General features: G+C 67.0%; 19 protein-coding genes and 1 pseudogene. 7 read left to right on the top strand and 13 right to left on the bottom strand.

Annotation, left to right across the window (positions count from 1 at the left end; all coding sequences use genetic code 11):
• The first annotated feature begins 70 nt into the window (after positions 1-70).
• Entirely contained in the window at positions 71-1,504 is a 1,434-nt protein-coding gene (locus tag DM992_RS21965) for a nicotinate phosphoribosyltransferase (RefSeq protein ID WP_111018619.1), read from the top strand.
• A 57-nt stretch (positions 1,505-1,561) separates the two neighbouring features.
• Here DM992_RS21965 and DM992_RS21960 read toward each other — a convergent pair whose 3' ends face one another.
• Positions 1,562-2,428, bottom strand: coding sequence for an NAD(P)H-binding protein (locus DM992_RS21960; RefSeq protein WP_111018618.1), 867 nt, complete (start codon positions 2,426-2,428; stop codon positions 1,562-1,564).
• A gap of 195 nt (positions 2,429-2,623) precedes the next feature.
• Here DM992_RS21960 and DM992_RS21955 point away from each other — a divergent pair, with 195 nt between their 5' ends.
• Positions 2,624-3,532: a LysR family transcriptional regulator gene (locus DM992_RS21955; protein WP_111020344.1), complete on the top strand. Its 909-nt coding sequence runs from the start codon at positions 2,624-2,626 to the stop codon at positions 3,530-3,532.
• A gap of 15 nt (positions 3,533-3,547) precedes the next feature.
• Here DM992_RS21955 and DM992_RS21950 read toward each other — a convergent pair whose 3' ends face one another.
• Entirely contained in the window at positions 3,548-5,014 is a 1,467-nt protein-coding gene (locus DM992_RS21950) for a PLP-dependent aminotransferase family protein (RefSeq protein WP_111018617.1), read from the bottom strand.
• Positions 5,015-5,141: 127 nt separating this feature from the next.
• On the opposite strand from DM992_RS21950, the gene DM992_RS21945 reads away from it, so the two are divergent.
• Positions 5,142-6,029 carry a DMT family transporter gene (locus tag DM992_RS21945; RefSeq protein WP_111018616.1) on the top strand — a complete coding sequence of 296 codons (888 nt, stop codon included), beginning with the start codon at positions 5,142-5,144 and terminating at the stop codon, positions 6,027-6,029.
• A gap of 47 nt (positions 6,030-6,076) precedes the next feature.
• Here DM992_RS21945 and DM992_RS21940 read toward each other — a convergent pair whose 3' ends face one another.
• From DM992_RS21940 to lysA, 6 genes are all read right to left on the bottom strand, one after another.
• A complete protein-coding gene (locus tag DM992_RS21940; RefSeq protein WP_111018615.1) occupies positions 6,077-6,421 on the bottom strand; it encodes a DUF3088 domain-containing protein in 345 nt (114 codons plus the stop codon).
• 75 nt (positions 6,422-6,496) lie between these two features.
• Entirely contained in the window at positions 6,497-7,678 is a 1,182-nt protein-coding gene (metC, locus tag DM992_RS21935; protein WP_111018614.1) for a cystathionine beta-lyase, read from the bottom strand.
• 55 nt (positions 7,679-7,733) lie between these two features.
• A complete protein-coding gene (locus tag DM992_RS21930) occupies positions 7,734-8,459 on the bottom strand; it encodes an amino acid ABC transporter ATP-binding protein (protein ID WP_111018613.1) in 726 nt (241 codons plus the stop codon).
• A gap of 44 nt (positions 8,460-8,503) precedes the next feature.
• On the bottom strand, positions 8,504-9,163 hold the full coding sequence (locus DM992_RS21925) for an amino acid ABC transporter permease (protein WP_111018612.1): 660 nt from the start codon (positions 9,161-9,163) through the stop codon (positions 8,504-8,506).
• Positions 9,164-9,230: 67 nt separating this feature from the next.
• The gene (locus tag DM992_RS21920; protein WP_111018611.1) at positions 9,231-10,031 is read right to left on the bottom strand and encodes a transporter substrate-binding domain-containing protein; all 801 of its coding nucleotides are present in this window, start codon (positions 10,029-10,031) and stop codon (positions 9,231-9,233) included.
• A gap of 637 nt (positions 10,032-10,668) precedes the next feature.
• Positions 10,669-11,907, bottom strand: coding sequence for a diaminopimelate decarboxylase (gene lysA / locus DM992_RS21915; RefSeq protein WP_046548343.1), 1,239 nt, complete (start codon positions 11,905-11,907; stop codon positions 10,669-10,671).
• A gap of 110 nt (positions 11,908-12,017) precedes the next feature.
• Between lysA and DM992_RS21910 the strand changes: the two genes are divergently transcribed.
• The gene (locus DM992_RS21910; RefSeq protein ID WP_111018610.1) at positions 12,018-12,932 is read left to right on the top strand and encodes a LysR family transcriptional regulator; all 915 of its coding nucleotides are present in this window, start codon (positions 12,018-12,020) and stop codon (positions 12,930-12,932) included.
• 57 nt (positions 12,933-12,989) lie between these two features.
• Positions 12,990-13,589, top strand: a complete 600-nt coding sequence (locus tag DM992_RS21905; RefSeq protein ID WP_111018609.1) for a GNAT family protein — start codon at positions 12,990-12,992, stop codon at positions 13,587-13,589.
• A 134-nt stretch (positions 13,590-13,723) separates the two neighbouring features.
• On the opposite strand, the gene DM992_RS21900 is transcribed toward DM992_RS21905, so the two are convergent.
• The 3 genes and pseudogenes from DM992_RS21900 to DM992_RS42850 all read right to left on the bottom strand — a co-directional run.
• Positions 13,724-14,320 (bottom strand): DUF4142 domain-containing protein, encoded by a 597-nt coding sequence (locus DM992_RS21900; RefSeq protein ID WP_111018608.1) that lies wholly within the window; start codon positions 14,318-14,320, stop codon positions 13,724-13,726.
• Positions 14,321-14,710: 390 nt separating this feature from the next.
• Positions 14,711-15,334, bottom strand: a complete 624-nt coding sequence (locus DM992_RS21895) for an HAD hydrolase-like protein (RefSeq protein WP_111018607.1) — start codon at positions 15,332-15,334, stop codon at positions 14,711-14,713.
• A 193-nt stretch (positions 15,335-15,527) separates the two neighbouring features.
• Positions 15,528-15,712 (bottom strand): annotated as a pseudogene (locus tag DM992_RS42850) (type II toxin-antitoxin system prevent-host-death family antitoxin); the annotation flags it as partial.
• 73 nt (positions 15,713-15,785) lie between these two features.
• On the opposite strand from DM992_RS42850, the gene DM992_RS21885 reads away from it, so the two are divergent.
• The gene (locus DM992_RS21885) at positions 15,786-16,229 is read left to right on the top strand and encodes a GNAT family N-acetyltransferase (RefSeq protein ID WP_111018606.1); all 444 of its coding nucleotides are present in this window, start codon (positions 15,786-15,788) and stop codon (positions 16,227-16,229) included.
• A 57-nt stretch (positions 16,230-16,286) separates the two neighbouring features.
• Positions 16,287-16,505, top strand: coding sequence for a DUF1653 domain-containing protein (locus tag DM992_RS21880; RefSeq protein WP_006480837.1), 219 nt, complete (start codon positions 16,287-16,289; stop codon positions 16,503-16,505).
• A 23-nt stretch (positions 16,506-16,528) separates the two neighbouring features.
• Here DM992_RS21880 and atpC read toward each other — a convergent pair whose 3' ends face one another.
• Both atpC and atpG read right to left on the bottom strand, forming a co-directional pair.
• Entirely contained in the window at positions 16,529-16,987 is a 459-nt protein-coding gene (atpC, locus tag DM992_RS21875; RefSeq protein ID WP_111018605.1) for an ATP synthase F1 subunit epsilon, read from the bottom strand.
• A 13-nt stretch (positions 16,988-17,000) separates the two neighbouring features.
• Positions 17,001-17,870: an ATP synthase F1 subunit gamma gene (gene atpG / locus DM992_RS21870; RefSeq protein ID WP_111018604.1), complete on the bottom strand. Its 870-nt coding sequence runs from the start codon at positions 17,868-17,870 to the stop codon at positions 17,001-17,003.
• Positions 17,871-17,979 lie beyond the last annotated feature (109 nt).

Raw genomic sequence — 17,979 nt, 5'->3', positions numbered from 1 at the left:
CTGATTCCCCGCATTCCGGTCCGCCGCGACAGACGCGGCGGCACTTCAACGGCCTAGAGGAGCTCTAGCCATGCAAAACGATCCCGGCGGCTTTGCCGCGGTTCTAGCCAATCCGATCCTCAACACGGATTCGTACAAGGCTTCCCACTTCCTGCAATATCCGCCCGACGCGTCGGCGATGTTCTCGTACGTCGAATCGCGCGGCGGCCGCTACGACCGCACGCTGTTCTTCGGCCTGCAGATGCTGCTGAAGGAATATCTGTGCAAGCCGGTCACGCACGCGATGATCGACGATGCGCGCGATTTCTTCACGGTGCACGGCGTGCCGTTCAACGAAGCGGGGTGGCGCTACATCGTCGAACGCTACGACGGCTACCTGCCCGTGAAGATCCGCGCGGTGCCGGAGGGTTCGGTCGTGCCGGTGCACAACGTGCTGATGACCGTCGAATGCGACGACCCGCAGGTGTTCTGGCTCGCGTCGTATCTCGAGACGATGCTGCTGCGCGTCTGGTATCCGGTCACGGTCGCGACGCGAAGCTGGTACCTGCGGCAGACGATCCGCCGCTTCCTCGAAAGGAACGACGACGATCTCGCGCAACTGCCGTTCAAGCTGCACGACTTCGGCGCGCGCGGCGTGTCGAGCGCGGAGTCGGCCGCGATCGGCGGCGCCGCGCACCTGGTCAGCTTCATGGGCTCGGACACGGTGCTTGGCGTGCTGGCCGCGAACCGCTTCTATCGCGAGCCGATGGCTGCATACTCGGTGCCGGCGGCCGAACACAGCACGATCACGTCGTGGGGGAGAGAAGGCGAGGCCGATGCGTACCGGAACATGATCCGCCGCTTCGGGCTGCCCGGCGCGATCGTGTCGGTCGTGTCGGACTCCTACGATCTGTTCGCCGCGCTCGATCTGTGGGGCGGCGAACTGAGGCAGGCCGTGATCGATTCCGGCGCGACGCTCGTCGTGCGTCCCGATTCGGGCGACCCCGTGAAGATCGTGATGCAGACCGTGCGCGCGCTCGACGCGTCGTTCGGCTCGACCGTGAACGGCAAGGGGCGGCGTGTGCTGAATCGCGTGCGCGTGATCCAGGGCGATGGTGTCGACGAGCTGTCGATCGATGCGATTCTTTCCGCACTCGACGACGCGGGTTATGCGGCCGGCAATGTCGTGTTCGGCATGGGCGGCGCGTTGCTGCAGCAGGTGAACCGCGATACGCAGCGCTTTGCGATGAAGTGCTCGGCGATCCGGCGCGATGGCGTATGGCACGACGTCCGCAAGGATCCGGTCACCGATCAGGGCAAGCGCTCGAAGAAGGGGCGGCTCACGCTGCTGCGCAATCGCCGCACCGGCGAGTATCGGACGACGCCGCTGCCCGTCGCATGGGACGATCGTGCACTGGAAGGCGAATGGGACGAGGCGCTTGAAACGGTGTTCGATACGGGGCGGTTGCTGGTCGATACGACGTTTGCGGAGGTGCGGGCGAGGGCGCACGCGGGGGAGGTTTGAGGTAGGCCACAGGCGCGAACGGGGCGGCAGTGCGCGATGCGGCCGCCCCGTTCGTGCTCAGGCGGCGCGGGTGACGAGCGTGCGGAGCACGGCGTCCACCTCGATTTCCCCTTTCAATACATCCGCGCGTGCCGACGCGAAATCGATCCAGCCTTCGTTGAAACCATCGAGCATGCACATGCGCGGTTCGGGGTAGCGCATCCGCTGCGTATCGAACAGGGCTGCCCATGTGTCGCGCGGTACGGCTTCGGCGTGGACGGCGTGCCCGAGCACGCGAGCGAACGCGGCCGCAAGGTCGTTCGGGCTGACACGACGAGGCCCTTCGAGCTCGACAATGCGTACGCCGGTCCATTCTTCCCGGAGCAGCGCGGCGGCTACGCGGCCGACGTCTTCGGTGGCGACCATCGGTACCGGTCTGTCGAGCGGCTGGAGAAAGCTGCGGATGACACCGGCGTCGCGTGCCGTCGCGACGTCCCATGCGGCGTTTTCGAGGAACCACGCGGGGCGCAGGAACGCGACGGGCATCGGCAGGTCGCCGAACGCCTCCTCGATCATCGTCAATTGCGTTAGCAGGTTCATCCGCGTCGCCTGGGCGCCGATCGTCGACAGACAGACGACCTTGCGCGGCCGGGCGGCTCGCAACGCTGCGCCGACTGCGTCGATCACCGCGCGTGTTTCGGGAAATCCCGGGGAGGGATCGAAGCACGGCGGCAGCAGGACGAATACGCCGGCCGAGTTCGAGAAAGCCGTCGTCAGTGCGGCGGTGTCGGTCATGTCAGCGAGTGCAACGTCGCAGTTGCGTGCGGCCCAGGGCGCGGCGCGATCCGCAGTGCGCGCGACGGCCCGCACGCGCTGGCCAGATGCGAGCAGCGTTCGGGCGAGTGCGCCGCCGACCTGTCCGGTGATGCCTGTAATGGCGTACATGGTTCGAAATCCTCATCGAAAATTGAAGGGGCGAGTGACGGAGCGGCCGGGCGGCTGATCTGCCTGTCGTATTCGGGTAGACCGCCGGTGGGACTTGCCGTCGCGATGCATCGGGTTGCATGATAGGGAACGGCGATTCCTGATGGAATCGAATCCATGTCATTTGATTGGTGATTTTTTGTCATGAGCGAAATCATGAGCATCGACGGGCGGATTCTGGCGAACGTGGGCGTGCTGGCCGCGATCGTCGAGGGTGGCAGCTTCGCGCGCGCGGCCGATACACTCGGCATGTCGCCGTCCGGTGTCAGCCGGGCCGCGAGCCGGCTGGAGGCGCGTGTCGGCGTGCGGCTGCTCGATCGCACGACGCGGTCGGTGACGCTGACGGACGAAGGGCGGCGCCTGTACGAAGACATCGGCCCGCTACTCGCCGGCATTGGCGACGCGGTCACGCTGGCCGCCGGCTCGGCCGCCGCCGTGCGTGGCAGGTTACGCGTGAATGTCGACGCCTATTTTTCGCGACGGGTACTGGCACCGCATCTCCCCGCGTTTCTTGCGCGCCATCCCGATCTGTCGTTGGAACTCGTTGCACGCGAGCAACTCGGCGATCTGGTCGCCGAAGGATTCGACATTGCGGTGCGGTTTGGCGAACCGCCGTCATCGTCGCTGGTGGCGCGCAAACTTCTGGAGACGCGTGCGGTGACGGTCGCCGCGCCCGCGTACGTGAAACGGCACGGGCGTCCCGAGACGCCGGCCGATCTTGTCGGCCATGCATGTATCCAGATGCGCAACACGCTGACCGGCGAGCCGCTCGAATGGGTCTATCAGCTTGGCCGCAAGCGCGTGCCGGTGAAGACGTCCGGCAGGCTGCTCGTCAACGACGCCGGCACGATGCTCGGCGCATGCCTAGCCGGTGCTGGCGTTGCGCGCTTCAAGTCGAGCGGGGTAGCGGGGCTGATCGAGCAGGGGCGGCTCGTCGAGCTGCTCGCGGATTGGCGCGGTGAGGCGTTCCCGCTGTTTGCGTACTATCCGTCGCGTCACCTGCCACCCGCCAAGGTACGGGCGTTCATCGATTTCGTGGCCGAGATCGTGGCGATCGGTAGTTAGCGCGATCGCCCGCGATCACAGCTCACCGGTGAGCGCGCGCCTTCCGGCATCCGTCTGCATGCTTGCCCGCGCCGCCTCCATCGCCCGCGCAAGCGTGTCGAACACCGAGGGCCCCTTGCAGCGCGACACGTTGAAGCGCAGGTACGACGTCGCGCTGCGCGATGTGCTGAACACGTTGCCGGGCGCCAGCACGACGTCGCGGTCCAGCGCGTGGCGCGCGACGCGTGCGGCGTCGAGCCCGTCGGGCAGTTGCGCCCACACGAACAGGCCGCCGCGCGGTTCCGCCCAGATCCCGAGCCCCGCACGCGCGAGGCGCCGGATCGTCTCGCCCATCGCGTCCGCAAGACGCGCTCGCAGGCTGTCGAGATGGCGCCGGTACGTGCCGTCGACGAGCAGCCGGTGCACGACGTTCGCGCCGATTTGTGCGTTGCCGAACGACGTCGCGAGCTTCAGGTCGACGAGCGCCTCGATCCATTCCGGGCGCGCGGCGACGTAGCCGCAGCGGATCGCGGCCGACAACGTCTTCGAGAAGCTGCCGATCGACACGACGCGCGACAGCCCGTCGAACGACGCGAGGCGCGGTGCGGGCGTGCTCTCGAAATCCGCGAAGATGTCGTCCTCGACGATCAGCAGGTCGTGTTCGGCCGCGAGCGTCAGCAGCCGGTGCGCGACGGGCGACGCGAGCGTCGCACCGGTCGGGTTGTGCAGCGCCGCGTTGGTGATGTAAAGGCGCGGCCGGTGCTCGGCGAGCACCTGTTCGAAGCGCGCGAGATCGGGCCCGTTCGGCGTGTACGGGACGCTGACGATTCGCGCGCGATGCGCGCGCAGCAGCGCCTGGAAGTTGAAGTAGCACGGATCGTCGAGCACGACCGTGTCGCCCGGCTCCAGCAGCAGGCGACACACGAGGTCGAGCGCATGCGTGCCGCCGTCGGTCAGCATGATCTGCGCGGGTTCCGCGTGGACGCCGTGCTGCGCGAGCCGCCACGCGAGCTGCTGGCGCAGCGCGGGCAGGCCGAGTGGCGTCGCGTAGTCGGTCAGCGCGTCGGATTCGTCGCGCGACACGGCGCGCAGCGCGCGGCGCAGGCTCTCGTCGGGCAGCCACGACGACGGCAGCCAGCCGCAGCCGGGCTTCACCGTCGTCGGCGCCGCCTCGAGCGACTGGCGCGACAGCCACAGCGGATCGAGTTCGCGGTCGAGGCGCGGGCCGAGATCGGCGAGCGCGAGCGGCGGCGCGTGGCCCGACACGTAGAAGCCCGAGCCGCGCCGCGCGACGAGCACGCCTTCGCTCGCGAGCCGCTCGTATGCATCGACGACCGTCGATTTCGACACGCCGAGCGCGTCGGCCATCATCCGGATCGACGGTACGCGCGCGCCGGGCATCAGCGCGCGGCTCGCGATCCGCGCGCGCAACGTATCCATCACGGTTTCGACGCGCGTGCGCGACGGCGCGGGAGGAACGGGAATCGGGGCGGAATGGTTCATGGCGAAGAATGAACTGTACGGCCAGTTGTTCAGTACAGTTTGTCCGGATTGTATTGGGGTGTAGCTTACGCGTTTTTCGCGGGCGGCGGATGATCCGTCATCCACCTTTCCCCGTTCAGGATTTCCCGTGCAAAAGACGACCGACGGATGGCTCAGCGGCCTGCTGGGCGTGATCATTTTCAGTGGCTCACTGCCCGCGACACGTGTCGCGGTGCAGGGGCTCGACCCGCTGTTCCTCACGTTCGCGCGCGCGACGATCGCCGGTGCGCTCGGCCTGCTGCTGCTCGTCATGCTGAAGCAGAAGCGGCCGACGCGCGCCGAGGCCGTGTCGCTGGCGATCGTCGCGCTCGGGGTCGTGGTCGGTTTCCCGTTGCTGACGGCGCTCGCGCTGAAGCACGTGACGTCCGCGCACGCGATCGTGTTCGTCGGGCTGCTGCCGCTCGCGACCGCGCTGTTCGGCGTGTGGCGCGGCGGCGAACGGCCGCGGCTGCCGTTCTGGATCTTCTCGATCGTCGGCAGCGGCGCGGTGGCTGCGTTTGCGTTGCGCAACGGCGGCCAGGCGTCGGTGGTGGGCGATGCGCTGATGCTGGCCGCGATCGTCGCGTGCGGGCTCGGCTACGCGGAAGGCGCGCGCCTGTCGCGCGATCTCGGCGGCTGGCAGGTGATCTCGTGGGCGCTCGTGCTGTCGCTGCCGCTGATGTTGCCGCTCACGTGGCTTACGTGGCCTGCGTCGCTCGACGGAGTCGATGCCGCCGCGCTGTGGGGGCTCGCGTACGTGTCGCTGTTCAGCATGCTGATCGGCTTCGTATTCTGGTATCGCGGGCTGGCGCTCGGCGGAATCGCGGGCGTCGGCCAGTTGCAGCTGCTGCAGCCGTTCTTTGGCTTCCTGCTGGCCGCCGGGCTGCTGCACGAGACGGTGCCGCCGGCGATGGTCGTCGTGACGGTCGTCGTGGTCGGCTGCGTGGCCGGCGCGAAGTACTTCTCGAAAATGGCGCCGGTGCAGCGCGCGGGGTGACGCGCGTTCCGCTCGGTGCCGTCGCTCGACGGCACCGAGCGGCGTGCTTACGCGACGTGCGCCACGCCATACTGCGAAGACAGATACCGCCGGATATCGGCCGGCGAATCGATGAAGCGCCGGCCGTTGTGCTCGCGAATCGCGAGGGTGCCGTCCTTCGGCACGTGTCCGTCGCCGAGCACGAGCACGGGCGCCGACTGGTGGTCCGCACCGATCAGCGCGACGATCGGCTGGCGCGGCCGCGGCGCGTCGACGTATTGGACGTCGACCGCGTCGCGAAGCTGCGGGTAGAAGCCCAGCAACCCTTCGACGGAAACGGAATCGCCGCAGTAGAACGGACCTTCGGAGTCCTTGAAGAAACCGGGGCGAAGAATGAACAGCGTATCTTTCATGATTGTCTCGCTATGAGATGGGGCGAACGTTGAAAAAATCGTGATGCGGGATGGCGCGCGCCGTGTCGCCGAATTTCAGGCTTCCGCGAGCGCGGCGGCGCGCATTCTCGCGAAACCGGCAGCGAGGTCGGCGATCATGTCGTCGGGATGCTCGAGCCCCGCATGAATCCGCAGTAGCGGGCCGGCCGCCGCCCATTTCGTGGCGGTGCGATGGCGCGACGGATTGGACGGGACGATCAGGCTTTCGAAGCCGCCCCAGCTATATCCCATGCCGAAGCAGGTCATTCCGTCGAGCAGCGCGCGCACCGCATCGTCGGGCTGCGGATGCAGCACGATGCCGAACAGCCCGCACGCGCCGGTGAAGTCGCGCTGCCACATCGCATGGCCGGGGTCGCCGGGCCGCGCCGGATACAGGATCTGCGCGACCTCCGGCTGTTTCGCGAGCCATTCGGTCAGCACGTGCGCGTTGCGCTGGTGCCGCTCGAGGCGGACCGACAGCGTGCGCAGGCCGCGCAGCGCAAGATATGCGTCGTCGCCGCTGACGGTCATTCCGAATTGCCGGTAGAAGCGCGTGACCTTCGATGCGAGTGCTTCGGTCGTCAGGATCGCACCCATCAGCACGTCCGAGTGTCCGGCGATGTATTTCGTGGCGGCATGAATCGACACGTCGACGCCATGCGAGAACGACCGGAAATTCAGCGGCGTGCCCCATGTGTTGTCGAGCAGCACGACCGCGCCGTGTCGATGTGCGACGCGGCTGATGGCCGGAATGTCCTGCACTTCGAAGGTCAGCGAACCCGGCGATTCGGCAAATACCGCGCGCGTGTTCGGCCGCATCAGCGACGCGATGCCGTCGCCGATCGCCGGATCGTAGTACGTCGTCTCGATGCCGAGGCGCGTGAGCGTCTCGTCGCAGAACGAGCGGGTCGGGTCGTACACGGAGTCGGCCATCAGCAGATGGTCGCCGGGGTTCAGCACTGCGAGCAGCGCGGTCGTGATCGCGCTGAGGCCGCTCGGCGTGAGCAGCGCGGTGTGCGCGCCTTCGAGACGCGCAAGCGCTTTCTCGAGCGCGCGCGTGGTCGGGCTGCCGTGGCGTCCATACGCGAGCGGCGTGCCGCGCACCGCGTCGAGCGCGTCGGTGCCGTGAAAGAGCAGCGTCGACTGGCGGTACACGGGCGGGTTCACGGGCGAACCGGGCTGGGTGTGCGAGCGGCCTTCGTGGGCGAGTACGGTGTCGGTCGAATGCAGGTGGTTCAAGATGTCGTCCTTTGAGGGGCAATCGGTCAATCGAAGCGAGGTGGTGGCCGCGCGGTCAATGCAGGATCTTGTCGAGGAAGTCGCGTGCGCGTTCGGAGCGCGGTGCCGCGAAGAACCTGTCGCTGGCCGCGTCCTCGACCACCGCGCCCTGGTCCATGAAGATCACGCGATGCGCGACCTTCCGCGCGAAGCCCATTTCATGCGTGACGCAGACCATCGTCATGCCGTCGCGCGCGAGCTCGACCATCACGTCGAGCACTTCGTTGATCATCTCGGGGTCGAGCGCCGAGGTCGGTTCGTCGAACAGCATCGCGACCGGGTTCATCGACAATGCGCGCGCGATCGCGACGCGCTGCTGCTGCCCGCCGGACAACTGCCCCGGATACTTGTGCGCGTGCGCCTTCAGGCCGACGCGATCGAGCAGCTTCATGCCGTTCTCGACGGCCTCGTCCTTGCGGCGGCCGAGCACCTTGATCTGCGCAAGCGTCAGGTTCTCGGTGATCGACAGGTGCGGAAACAGCTCGAAGTGCTGGAACACCATGCCGACGCGGGCGCGCAATTGCGCGAGTTTCGCGCCGGGATCGCCGAGCCGCGTGCCGTCGACGGTGATGCTGCCTTTCTGAATCGGCTCGAGACCGTTGATCGTCTTGATCAGGGTCGACTTGCCGGAGCCCGACGGCCCGCACACGACGACCACTTCGCCTTTCGAGACCGCCGCGCTGCATGCCGAGAGGACCTGATGCTTGCCATACCATTTCGATACGTTGTCGAGCGTAATCATGTTCTGTCCGTCGTTGAGGTTCGGGATGAAGGTCCGGCACGCGCTCAATGCGTGGACGGCAGCGCGAGGCGCGTCTCGACACGGCCCTGAAGCCGCGTGAGCAGCGTGCTCAGCACCCAGTAGATCGCGGCGGCGGCGAGGTAGAGCGGCAGCGGCTGGAAGGTCGCGGCAATCACTTCCTGCGTCGAGCGCAGCAATTCGGTGACGGTGATCACCGAGACCAGCGACGTGTCCTTGATCAGGCTGATCAGCGTGTTGCCGAGGCTCGGCACCGCGAGGCGCAGCGCTTGCGGGCAGACGATGTAGCGCAGCGTCTGCACGTGCGTGAGGCCGAGGCTGTGCGCGGCCGCCCATTGCCCGCGGCCGATGCCGAGGATCGCGCCGCGCATGCTCTCCGACAGATAGGCGCCCGCGTTGAGCGTCAGCGTGAAGATGCCGGCCGTGGTCGGATCGAGCGTGATGCCGAGATCGGGCAGCCCGTAGTAGACGACGAACATCTGCACGAGCAGCGGCGTGCCGCGCATCAGGCTGACGTAGCCCTGTGCGAGCCCGGCAGCGAGCCGGTTGCTGCCGATGCGCATGATCGCGATCACGAGCCCGACGACGAGGCCGAGCGCCATCGACGCCACCGCGAATTTCAGCGTGAGCACGGCGCCCTTGACCATCACGGGCAGCGTATGAACGACCAGTTCGAATGCTTCCATCACGTGTCTCCTGATTGTGTGCCGGACGGCCCGTGCGTTCGTGCGCGCGGGCACGGGGCGGGCTGCGTTATTGCGTCACCGGCTTGGTCGTGTCCGTGCCGAACCACTGCATCGAGATCTTCTTCAGCGTGCCGTCCTGTTGCAGCGACGCGACTGCATCGTCGATCGCCTTCGCGAATTTCGGATTGCCCTTGCGGAACGGGATGCCCATCCGGTCCTCGCCGCCCGCGAGCACGGAGCCGGGGCGCAGCGGCAGGTGCGAGTTCTTGATCAGGTAGCTGAGCATCAGGCGATCGTTGACCGCCGCGTCGATACGACCGGCCGCGAGGTCGCGCAGGTTTTCCGGCGTGCCCGGATACACCTGCAGGTCGATCGCCGGCACGGTCTTGACGAGGTCGACGTAGTTGCTGCCCATCGTCACGCCGACCTTCTTGCCCTTCAGTTCGTCGAGCGACTTGAATGCGCGCGTGTCGTTCTGCCGTTGCAGCAGTTGCGCGGACGAATACACGTACGGTGCGCTGAAGTCGAGCGCCTGCTGGCGCGATGGCGTGATCGCGACCTGGTTGACGATCACGTCGAACTTGCCGGCCTGCAGGCCGGCGAGAATCCCGCTCCATTCGGTCGTGACGAACTGCGGCTTCACGCCGAGGCGGGCGGCGACGGCCTTCGCGACGTCGACGTCGAAGCCTTCGAGCTGGCCGTCGGCATTGCGGTAGTCGAACGGCGGGTAGGTGCCTTCCAGCGCGATCTTCAGCACGCCGGACTGCTTGACGGTGTCGAGCAGGTCCGCCGCGTGCGACGTCGCGGCCGCGATGCAGAGGAGGGCGGCCGCGATGCCTTGCTTGAGCGTCGGGGTGAAGCGCTTCATGGTTGTCTCCGTGGTTGTTGTCGAAAATTCAGGGTGTGCGAAGCCGCGGCGACGGGCGGCGTCGCCGTGAGCGGGAAAGCGGTGGAGCGAGTGGCGGCGCGTGTCGTTTGCCGCGGTGCGCGATGTCGTGCGTTACGGCATGCGTGCGCGCGCGGTGGTCGATCGGCGCGAATGCGGATGGACGCGTGAGAAGTGCGAGCGGTCGCAGAGTGACGCGTGAGCGGGCCGCGCGGCATACGCGTCAAACGTGTTCCAGTGCGCGGCGAAGAGTTCAAGCATGCTGTTCATGATTGCCCGTGCAGCTTTGCGAGAGTGGTGGGCCGGTGCATCGTCGATGCGTATCCGGCGACAAGAATGCTGTGCGACTGAGGGCAATCTTAGGTTTGTCAAAAAGGAAAGTGTTTCCAAAGATGCACGCACTTTCTGCGCGCCGTGGAATGTTTTTCTCTGCGTGCGAAAGGTGGCGCAAGCGATCTGCTGCGGTTGCGCGTGATGCGAAGCATCAGGTGCTACGGTGCGGTCGTGCGGTTGCTCCGGGCCGCGGCCGCGCGAACCGGCGGCATGCCGAAAAGCAAAACGGCCAGGCTTACCGGTAGCGGCAAGCCTGGCCGTTGGCCGTCGTCACGCCGAAAGCGCGTTATTCGAACGTTTCGAGCGCGAGCAGTTCGTCGATCGTCTGCCGGCGGCGGATCAGCCGCGGCGCGCCGCGATCGACGAGCACCTCAGGCGCGAGCGGCCGGCTGTTGTAGTTCGAGGACATCGACGCGCCGTATGCGCCCGCGTCGTGCAGGAACAGCAGGTCGCCGATCTGCGGCTGCGCCAGCTTGCGGTGCGTGACCACGCCGCCCGCGTCCTGCGTGAACACGTCGCCCGATTCGCACAGCGGCCCCGCGATCGCGAGGTCGACGAGCGGCCGGCCGGCGGGCAGCGCGCCGTCGTGCGTGTGCACGGACACCGCGTGGTAGCTGCCGTACATCGACGGGCGCATCAGGTCGTTGAAGCCCGCGTCGATCAGCACGAAATCGTGCTTCGGCCGGCGGTTGACGGCCTGCACTTCGGTGACGAGCGTGCCGGCTTCGGCGACGAGGAAGCGGCCCGGTTCGATCTCGATGCGCACTGGATGGCCGAGATGCCGTTCGATCCGCTTGCGCGCGGCGTCCCACTGGCTGAAGTAGTGACCGACGTCGACGCGCGGCTCGCCGTCGCGATACGGAATCGACAGGCCGCCGCCGGCCGAAATCGCGTCGATGTCATGGCCGAGCGACGTGACGAGGTCGACCATCGCATCGCACACCTGCGACAGGTGACCGTAGTCGACGCCCGAGCCGATGTGCATGTGGATGCCGACGAGCTTCAGTCCGTACTGGCGCACGATCTCGATCGCGCGCGGCACGTCGTCGATCCAGATGCCGTGCTTGCTCTGAGGGCCGCCGGTGTTGGTCTTGTTGCTGTGGCCGTGGCCGAAACCGGGGTTGACGCGCAGCCACACGCGGTGGCCCGGCGCGTGCTCGCCGATGCGCGCGAGCATGTCGAGCGAACCCGCGTTTACGGTCACGCCGTGCTTCAGCACGGCCGCGAGCGTCGGGCGGTCGATCAGGTCGGCCGTGAACACGACGCCTTCCGGCTCGCCGGCCGGACTGAATCCGGCCGCGAGGCTGCGCTCGATCTCGCCGAGCGACACGGCATCGACGCAAGCGCCTTCTTCGCGCATCAGCTTCAGGATATGGACGTTCGAATTCGCCTTCTGCGCGTAGCGGATCACGTCGAACTGGCGCAGTTGGGCGATGCGGTCGCGGATGACGTCGGCGTCGTACACCCACAGCGGGGTGCCGTATTGCTGCGCGAGCGTCGCGAGCTGGCGGGAATCGAGGGACATGGCGGATGAATCGGATCGAATGAACGGATAGCGTGAATGATGCGCCAGTTCGGCTATACAGTAAAATGCCTGTTTATCGACATTCAATTCATTCCTGATATAGAAGGGCCATGCTTACGCACCGCCATATCGAGGTCTTCCGCGCGCTGATGGTCACCGGCAGCACGACGCGCGCGGCCGAGATGCTCTATACGTCGCAACCGACGATCAGCCGCGAGCTCGCGCGGATGGAACAGGTCGTCGGCTTCGCGCTGTTCGAGCGCGCGCATGGCCGGCTGCGGCCGACGATGGCCGCGCTCACGCTGTTCGACGACGTGCGGCTCGCCTATGTGGGGCTCGAGCGCGTCGCGGCGACGGCCGCGCGCCTGCGCGAGTTTCGCGACGGCCAGCTTTCGGTGATCGCGCTGCCGGCGTTCTCGCACGCGATCCTGCCTGGCGCATGCCGGCGCTTTCACGAGGCTCACGCGGGCGTCAGCGTGTCGGTTGCGACACAGGAGTCGCCGGTGCTCGAGGAGTGGCTGACCGCGCAGCGTTACGACCTCGGGCTGACCGAGCACGACGTCGCGCCGGCCGGCACCGTCCTGACGCCGCTGCTCGAAGTCGACGAAGTGTGCGTGCTGCCCGACGGCCATCCGCTGCTCGCGCAGGATGCGATCGATCTGCTGGATCTCGCCGATCGCCCGTTCGTGAGCCTGTCGTTGAACGATCCGTATCGCATCCTGATCGACGAGGCATTTGCGCAGTTGGGCGTCGCGCCGCGCTCGGTGGTCGACACGCCGTCGGCCGTGTCGGTGTGCGCGTTCGTGCGGCAAGGGCTCGGCGCCGCTATCGTCAATCCGCTGACCGCGCTCGATTTCGTCGGGCGCGACCTGCACGTGCGGCCGCTCACGCGGTCGTTCCCGTATCGGGTCAGCATGATCGTGCCCGAGCACCGGCCGAAGAACCTGCTCGTCGATGCGTTTGCCGATGCGCTGCGCAGCGAGGCGAAGGCGATCCGCCGCCGGCTGGCCGCACACCTCGGTTAAACAGCGCCGTATGGTGGGCGTTTTGCCGCTATCGTCCCAACTTTTCGGAACCCTGTCATGACCGCCGCTTCGCCTAACATCGAATCCCCAACCCTTATCGGCGAGCGCGTCGAACTGCGGCCGCTCGAAGCATCCGACCGGCATGCGCTGCTCGATGCCGCATCCGACGGCCAGTTGTGGAACCTGAAGGTCACGGTCGTGCCGGGCGTGGAGACGATCGACGCGTATATCGACACGGCATTGCAGGGGTGCGCGGCCGGCACCGTGATGCCGTTTGCGATCGTCGATCGCGCATCGGGCCGCGTGATCGGCAGCACGCGCTTCTGGAAGATCGATCGCAAGAATCGCAAGCTCGAGATCGGCCATACGTGGCTGAGCGAATCGGCGCAGCGCACGCGCGCGAATACCGAAGCGAAGTGGCTACTGCTGACTTATGCGTTCGACACGCTGCACTGCGTGCGCGTGCAGTTCACGACCGACGAGCTGAACGAGAAATCTCGCGCGGCGATTCTGCGGCTCGGCGCCAGGCAGGAAGGGATCGTGCGTCACGAACGGATCATGCCGGACGGCCGCAAGCGCAATTCGGTGCGCTTCAGCATCATCGACGAAGAATGGCCGGATGTGCGTGCGCGGTTGATGGCGAAGCTCGCGACGTAACGTATAACGCGTGACGTGCGGTGCGCGTATTCGCGGGGCGGCTGGTCAGACGTGCATCGCGCAGCCGGCAGGGGAGGCGGCTGCGCGACGACAGGGGAAGCGGTGCGCCGCGCACGACGCGCGGCGCTGCATCGTTACTGCGCCGATGCGAGGCGGTGACGCTCCGCGAGTTTCTGTGCATCCGCGTAGTGCTTCTGCAGGATCGGCAGCGACTGGCGTGCGACTTCCTTCAGCTTCGTGTCGCGGCCCGATGCGATTTCGGCCTGGAAGGCCGAGATCGTCTTCTGCTGGCCGGCGAGCGCGACCTGCTCGATATACGCCTTGTCGAACTCGGCGCCGCGCAGGCTCTTGATGCTGTTCAGCACGGTCGTGTCGGGGTCGTTGGCCGGCACGTCGACGCCGCGCGGGCTTGCCGCGCGCATCGCCTGGATGATCTTTTCATCGTCGGTCGACACACGTTGCGCGAAGGCCTTGACCTGGCTGTCCGACGTGCGCGCATCGGCGATCCGTGCCGCGTCGTGCTGCGTCGACACGGTCTTCGTGCCATCCGTGATGAAAGCCTGGTCGGCTTCGTGGATGCGCGTCGCGGCAGCGGCCGGCGCGGCGGGTGCTGCGGGTGCTGCGGGTGCTGCGGGTGCCGGTTGCGCGGTTTGCGCGGTCGCCGTCACGGCGACGAGAAGCAGGCCAGCGGCAGACAAGGCAAGGCGCGAGATGTGGGGAAAGCGGTTCATGGGACCTCCTTTCGATCGGGGCTCTGGTTAAAAAACGGATGACGTGATCCGTAGCTGTGCGAGAGACCGGGCGCGCCCGGGCCGGATTCGACCGCCGCTCTGCCGCGGCGCCGGTCGAAGTGTTTCCCGGCCCGACTGATTCTAGGAGAGCGGTCGGGTAGCAGGTGCAACCGTGCTGTGGTTTGTGTAACGGTTGGTAAGACGCATCGATGAGCAGGTGCGCGTACCGGTATTGCGTACCTGGTGTACGCGTGGCGGCGGCAATTTTTGCGAGTGTGCGTAGTGCGGGATGCGCGTGCGTGTCATCTGCATTTCATCGTCGTGCCGCTGTTGCCGTGTCGTGCGCGCCGAGCGACGTGACGACTTGCGCGTGCGATGCGCTTGAATGCGTCATACGCGATCGAGCAGTGCATCGAGGCGCGGCAGCAACGGCGTCGCGCAATGCGCCTGCAACGCGTCGGGTGAGGTGTAGCCCCACGCGACGCCCTGGAATGCGATGTGCGCGCGTCGCGCCGCGTCGGCATCGCGGATTTCGTCGCCGACATACAGCACTTCATCGGCGCGCACGCCGGCCTCGCGAACGAGCGCGCGCAGGCGCCGTGCCTTGCCGAACAGCGGAATGCCGCACGCAAAGGTGTCGACGCGGCCGCTGGCGCGCGGGCCGAGCCGGTCGCGCACGATGTCCTCGCTATTCGACGTGGCGATCGCGATGCGGATGCCGCGCGCGGCGAGTGCGTCGAACGTGTCGTCGACGCCGGGGAACAGCATCACTTGCGCGACGCGCGGCTTCATCAGGCGGCGCATGTCGATCGTCACGCGCGGCACTTTCCACATCGGCACGTCGAGCGCACGGATGATGTCGCGCGCCGACATGCCGCGCAGCGTCGGGCGCAGCTCGGGCGTGGCGTCGCGAAAGCCGTGCAGGCGCGACGCTTCCGACAGCGCCGCGAGAAAGCTGTCGAGCGAATCGGCGAGCGTGCCGTCGAAGTCGAATGCGATGAGGCGGTAGGGCATGACGCGATGTGACGGGTTTGTTGAGCACGCGACATTGTCACCGAATCGGGGCCCGTCGCCTGCACGGTTGCGCGTCGGGCGTCACCTTCCAGTCGGTCGTCGGGAGCATGCGCGGTTGTAGAAGGCAGGCACGGGCTACATCATCCACCGAAATGCGTGTGCGGGTAAGCGGGCGAGTGCAACGCGCATTGCCGGCCGGCGCGCGCAGCAAGTGAACCGTCTCCATCAGGCTGTCGTAGAGTCCTGCGACAGGATGACGGCGTTCGGTGCATCGCGGCGGGTGATGAGCGTCACGTCCGCATCGTCGACAACCTGGTCGATGACGGTCTTCAGATTGCCGCGGGGAGGGCACGCACCCCGTCGAGCCGCATCCGGCAGGCGTCCCTTGTAGCCCGCCGCACAGCGCGGTATCGTCGATGCTCCGCCTTCCGCCCCCCACCGGAGAACAGACGTGCCCGCTGCCATCCCTGCCGCGCTGAGATTTTCCACCGACAAGCGCGAACTCGACATCGACGCGATCTTCGACTTCCTGCATCGCGACGCATACTGGTCGCAGGGCATTCCGCGCGACGTGGTCGAGCGTGCGATCGAGGGTTCGCTGTGCTTCGGTGCCTATGTCGGCGACCGGCTCGTCGGATTCGCACGGCTCGTCACCGATCACGCGACGTTCGCGTACCTGTGCGACGTGTTCGTGCTGCCGGCCGAACGCGGCAACGGCTACGGCCGTGCGCTGATCGATCACGTATTCGCGCAGGAGATGGTGCAGCGCCTGCGCCGCATCATGCTCGTGACGACCGACGCGCACGAGCTGTACCGGCCGGTCGGCTTCGGGCCGTCCGCGAATCCCGAGCGGTTGATGGAGATTCGCCGTCCCGACATCTATGCGAAACGCTGACGCGCGGCGCAGCGCATACAATACGCGCTTTCCGTTTTTGCCGAAGAGAAGCCCATCATGACCGAACAGGAAGCCGAACAACTCGCGACGCATCGCCACTACAAGGGTGGTCTGTACCGCTATATCGGCGTCGCCCGCCATTCCGAAACCGAGGAATCGGTGGTCGTGTACGAGCATCTGTGGCCGCATGCGCGCGGCCTGTGGGTGCGGCCGGAAGCGATGTTCAACGGCAACCTTGAAGACGGCACGCCGCGTTTTCGCAAGCTGCGCGACTGAGCGGGCAACACCGGAGCCGACGTCTAGCCGGCGCCGCCCGGGTTGTCGTGCTGCGTCTGTTGCCGCAGCGCCATCGTGAAGAAGCGCCGGATTTCATCCATCAGTTCCGCGCGGGCCGACGCGAAATCGAACGCGCGCCGGTTTTCGTGCGCGTAGCGCCGGCGCCAGTCGTCGGCCGCATGCCGCGCCTCGCGTGCGCGCAGATCGTCGAGTTCGGGCGTGCGCAGCGCGTGATCGGCGATCAGCGTCACGCCGTCGCGGCCGACCTCCAGCACGCCGCCCGCGACGAGCAGGCGGCGATGCTCGCCGGTCGGCGCGTCGACGAGCGTCACGACGCCGGGCCGGATCCGCGTGAGCAGCGGCGCGTGGTGCGGGTAGATCCCCAGTTCCCCGCTTTCGCCCGGGACGACGACGAAATGCGCGTCGCCGGCATACAGCACCGCTTCGACGCTCAGGATGTCGACCCTCATCGACGTCGTCATGCGCGCCTCCCCTTCAGACCGCCGCCGCGCCGGCGACGATTTCGCACAGCTCGGTGGTGATCTGCGCCTGCCGCGTCTTCTGGTACAGGTGCCGCAGTTCGCGCAGCACGCGGTCGGCGTTGTCCGTCGCGGTCTGCATGCTGAACATCCGCGCGCATTGCTCGCACGCATAGTTCTCGACGACCGCCTGATAGAGCGTTGCCTCGACGTAGCGCAGCAGCAACGTGTCCACGACCGGTTTGGGCGCGGGCTCGTAAAGATAGTCGGATGCCGCCGCGCCTTCGGCCGGCGCGCCGGTGTCGATCCTCGCGATCGGCAGCATCGCATCGATACGCGGTTCGTACGCGAGCGGACTCGTCAGCCGGTTGTAGGCGACGTGCACTTCGTCGAGCTCGCCGTTGACGAACGCGGTCAGCGGCACGAGCAGCGCGCCGAGCAACTGGTCGAAGTGGGGCTCGGCGGCCAGGCCGCTCGCGCGCGCCGTGATGGTCGCGCCGTGGCGCATCAGCGGCGCGATGCCGCGCGCACCGATCACGCTCAGTTCGCACGTGACGCCGGCCCGATCCCAGCGTTCGAGCGCATCCACGCATGCGACGAGCAACCGCGCATTGAGCGGGCCGCACAGCCCGCGATCGGTGCTGACGACGATCAGGCCGACGCGGCGTACGGGATCGCGCCGTGCCATCAGTGCCGACGCGTGGTCGGGCCGGTCGCGCAGCACGCGTTCGGCCATCGCCCCGATGCGCGCCGCATACGGGCGGAACTCGCGGGCGCGTCGCTGCGCGTTCGCCATCTTGGTGCGCGCCATCATTTCCATCGCCTTGGTGATCGTGCGCGTGGACGACGTACTGGCGATCTTCGAGCGGATTTCGCGTATGTGCATGTCAGGGGGGGCGCCGCGGCCATCCGGATGTCATCATGTGGTTTCATGCTATCGGGACTTCACCTGAAACGATTGACGAGGGTCAAACGATTTCGCCCGGTCTCGCACC

Source organism: Burkholderia sp. JP2-270 (genome assembly GCF_003233675.1).
Lineage (GTDB): Bacteria > Pseudomonadota > Gammaproteobacteria > Burkholderiales > Burkholderiaceae > Burkholderia > Burkholderia pyrrocinia_C.
This window is presented reverse-complemented; position numbering and strand designations above follow the sequence as displayed.

Excerpts from the sequence above, each read along its gene's own strand:
- DM992_RS21965 (WP_111018619.1), top strand. The coding sequence starts at position 71 with ATGCAAAACGATCCCGGCGGCTTTGCCGCGGTTCTAGCCAATCCGATC.
- DM992_RS21960 (WP_111018618.1), bottom strand. The coding sequence starts at position 2,428 with ATGTACGCCATTACAGGCATCACCGGACAGGTCGGCGGCGCACTCGCC.
- DM992_RS21955 (WP_111020344.1), top strand. The coding sequence starts at position 2,624 with ATGAGCATCGACGGGCGGATTCTGGCGAACGTGGGCGTGCTGGCCGCG.
- DM992_RS21950 (WP_111018617.1), bottom strand. The coding sequence starts at position 5,014 with ATGAACCATTCCGCCCCGATTCCCGTTCCTCCCGCGCCGTCGCGCACG.
- DM992_RS21940 (WP_111018615.1), bottom strand. The coding sequence starts at position 6,421 with ATGAAAGATACGCTGTTCATTCTTCGCCCCGGTTTCTTCAAGGACTCC.
- DM992_RS21930 (WP_111018613.1), bottom strand. The coding sequence starts at position 8,459 with ATGATTACGCTCGACAACGTATCGAAATGGTATGGCAAGCATCAGGTC.
- DM992_RS21925 (WP_111018612.1), bottom strand. The coding sequence starts at position 9,163 with ATGGAAGCATTCGAACTGGTCGTTCATACGCTGCCCGTGATGGTCAAG.
- DM992_RS21920 (WP_111018611.1), bottom strand. The coding sequence starts at position 10,031 with ATGAAGCGCTTCACCCCGACGCTCAAGCAAGGCATCGCGGCCGCCCTC.
- lysA (WP_046548343.1), bottom strand. The coding sequence starts at position 11,907 with ATGTCCCTCGATTCCCGCCAGCTCGCGACGCTCGCGCAGCAATACGGC.
- DM992_RS21910 (WP_111018610.1), top strand. The coding sequence starts at position 12,018 with ATGCTTACGCACCGCCATATCGAGGTCTTCCGCGCGCTGATGGTCACC.
- DM992_RS21905 (WP_111018609.1), top strand. The coding sequence starts at position 12,990 with ATGACCGCCGCTTCGCCTAACATCGAATCCCCAACCCTTATCGGCGAG.
- DM992_RS21900 (WP_111018608.1), bottom strand. The coding sequence starts at position 14,320 with ATGAACCGCTTTCCCCACATCTCGCGCCTTGCCTTGTCTGCCGCTGGC.
- DM992_RS21895 (WP_111018607.1), bottom strand. The coding sequence starts at position 15,334 with ATGCCCTACCGCCTCATCGCATTCGACTTCGACGGCACGCTCGCCGAT.
- DM992_RS21880 (WP_006480837.1), top strand. The coding sequence starts at position 16,287 with ATGACCGAACAGGAAGCCGAACAACTCGCGACGCATCGCCACTACAAG.
- atpC (WP_111018605.1), bottom strand. The coding sequence starts at position 16,987 with ATGACGACGTCGATGAGGGTCGACATCCTGAGCGTCGAAGCGGTGCTG.
- atpG (WP_111018604.1), bottom strand. The coding sequence starts at position 17,870 with ATGCACATACGCGAAATCCGCTCGAAGATCGCCAGTACGTCGTCCACG.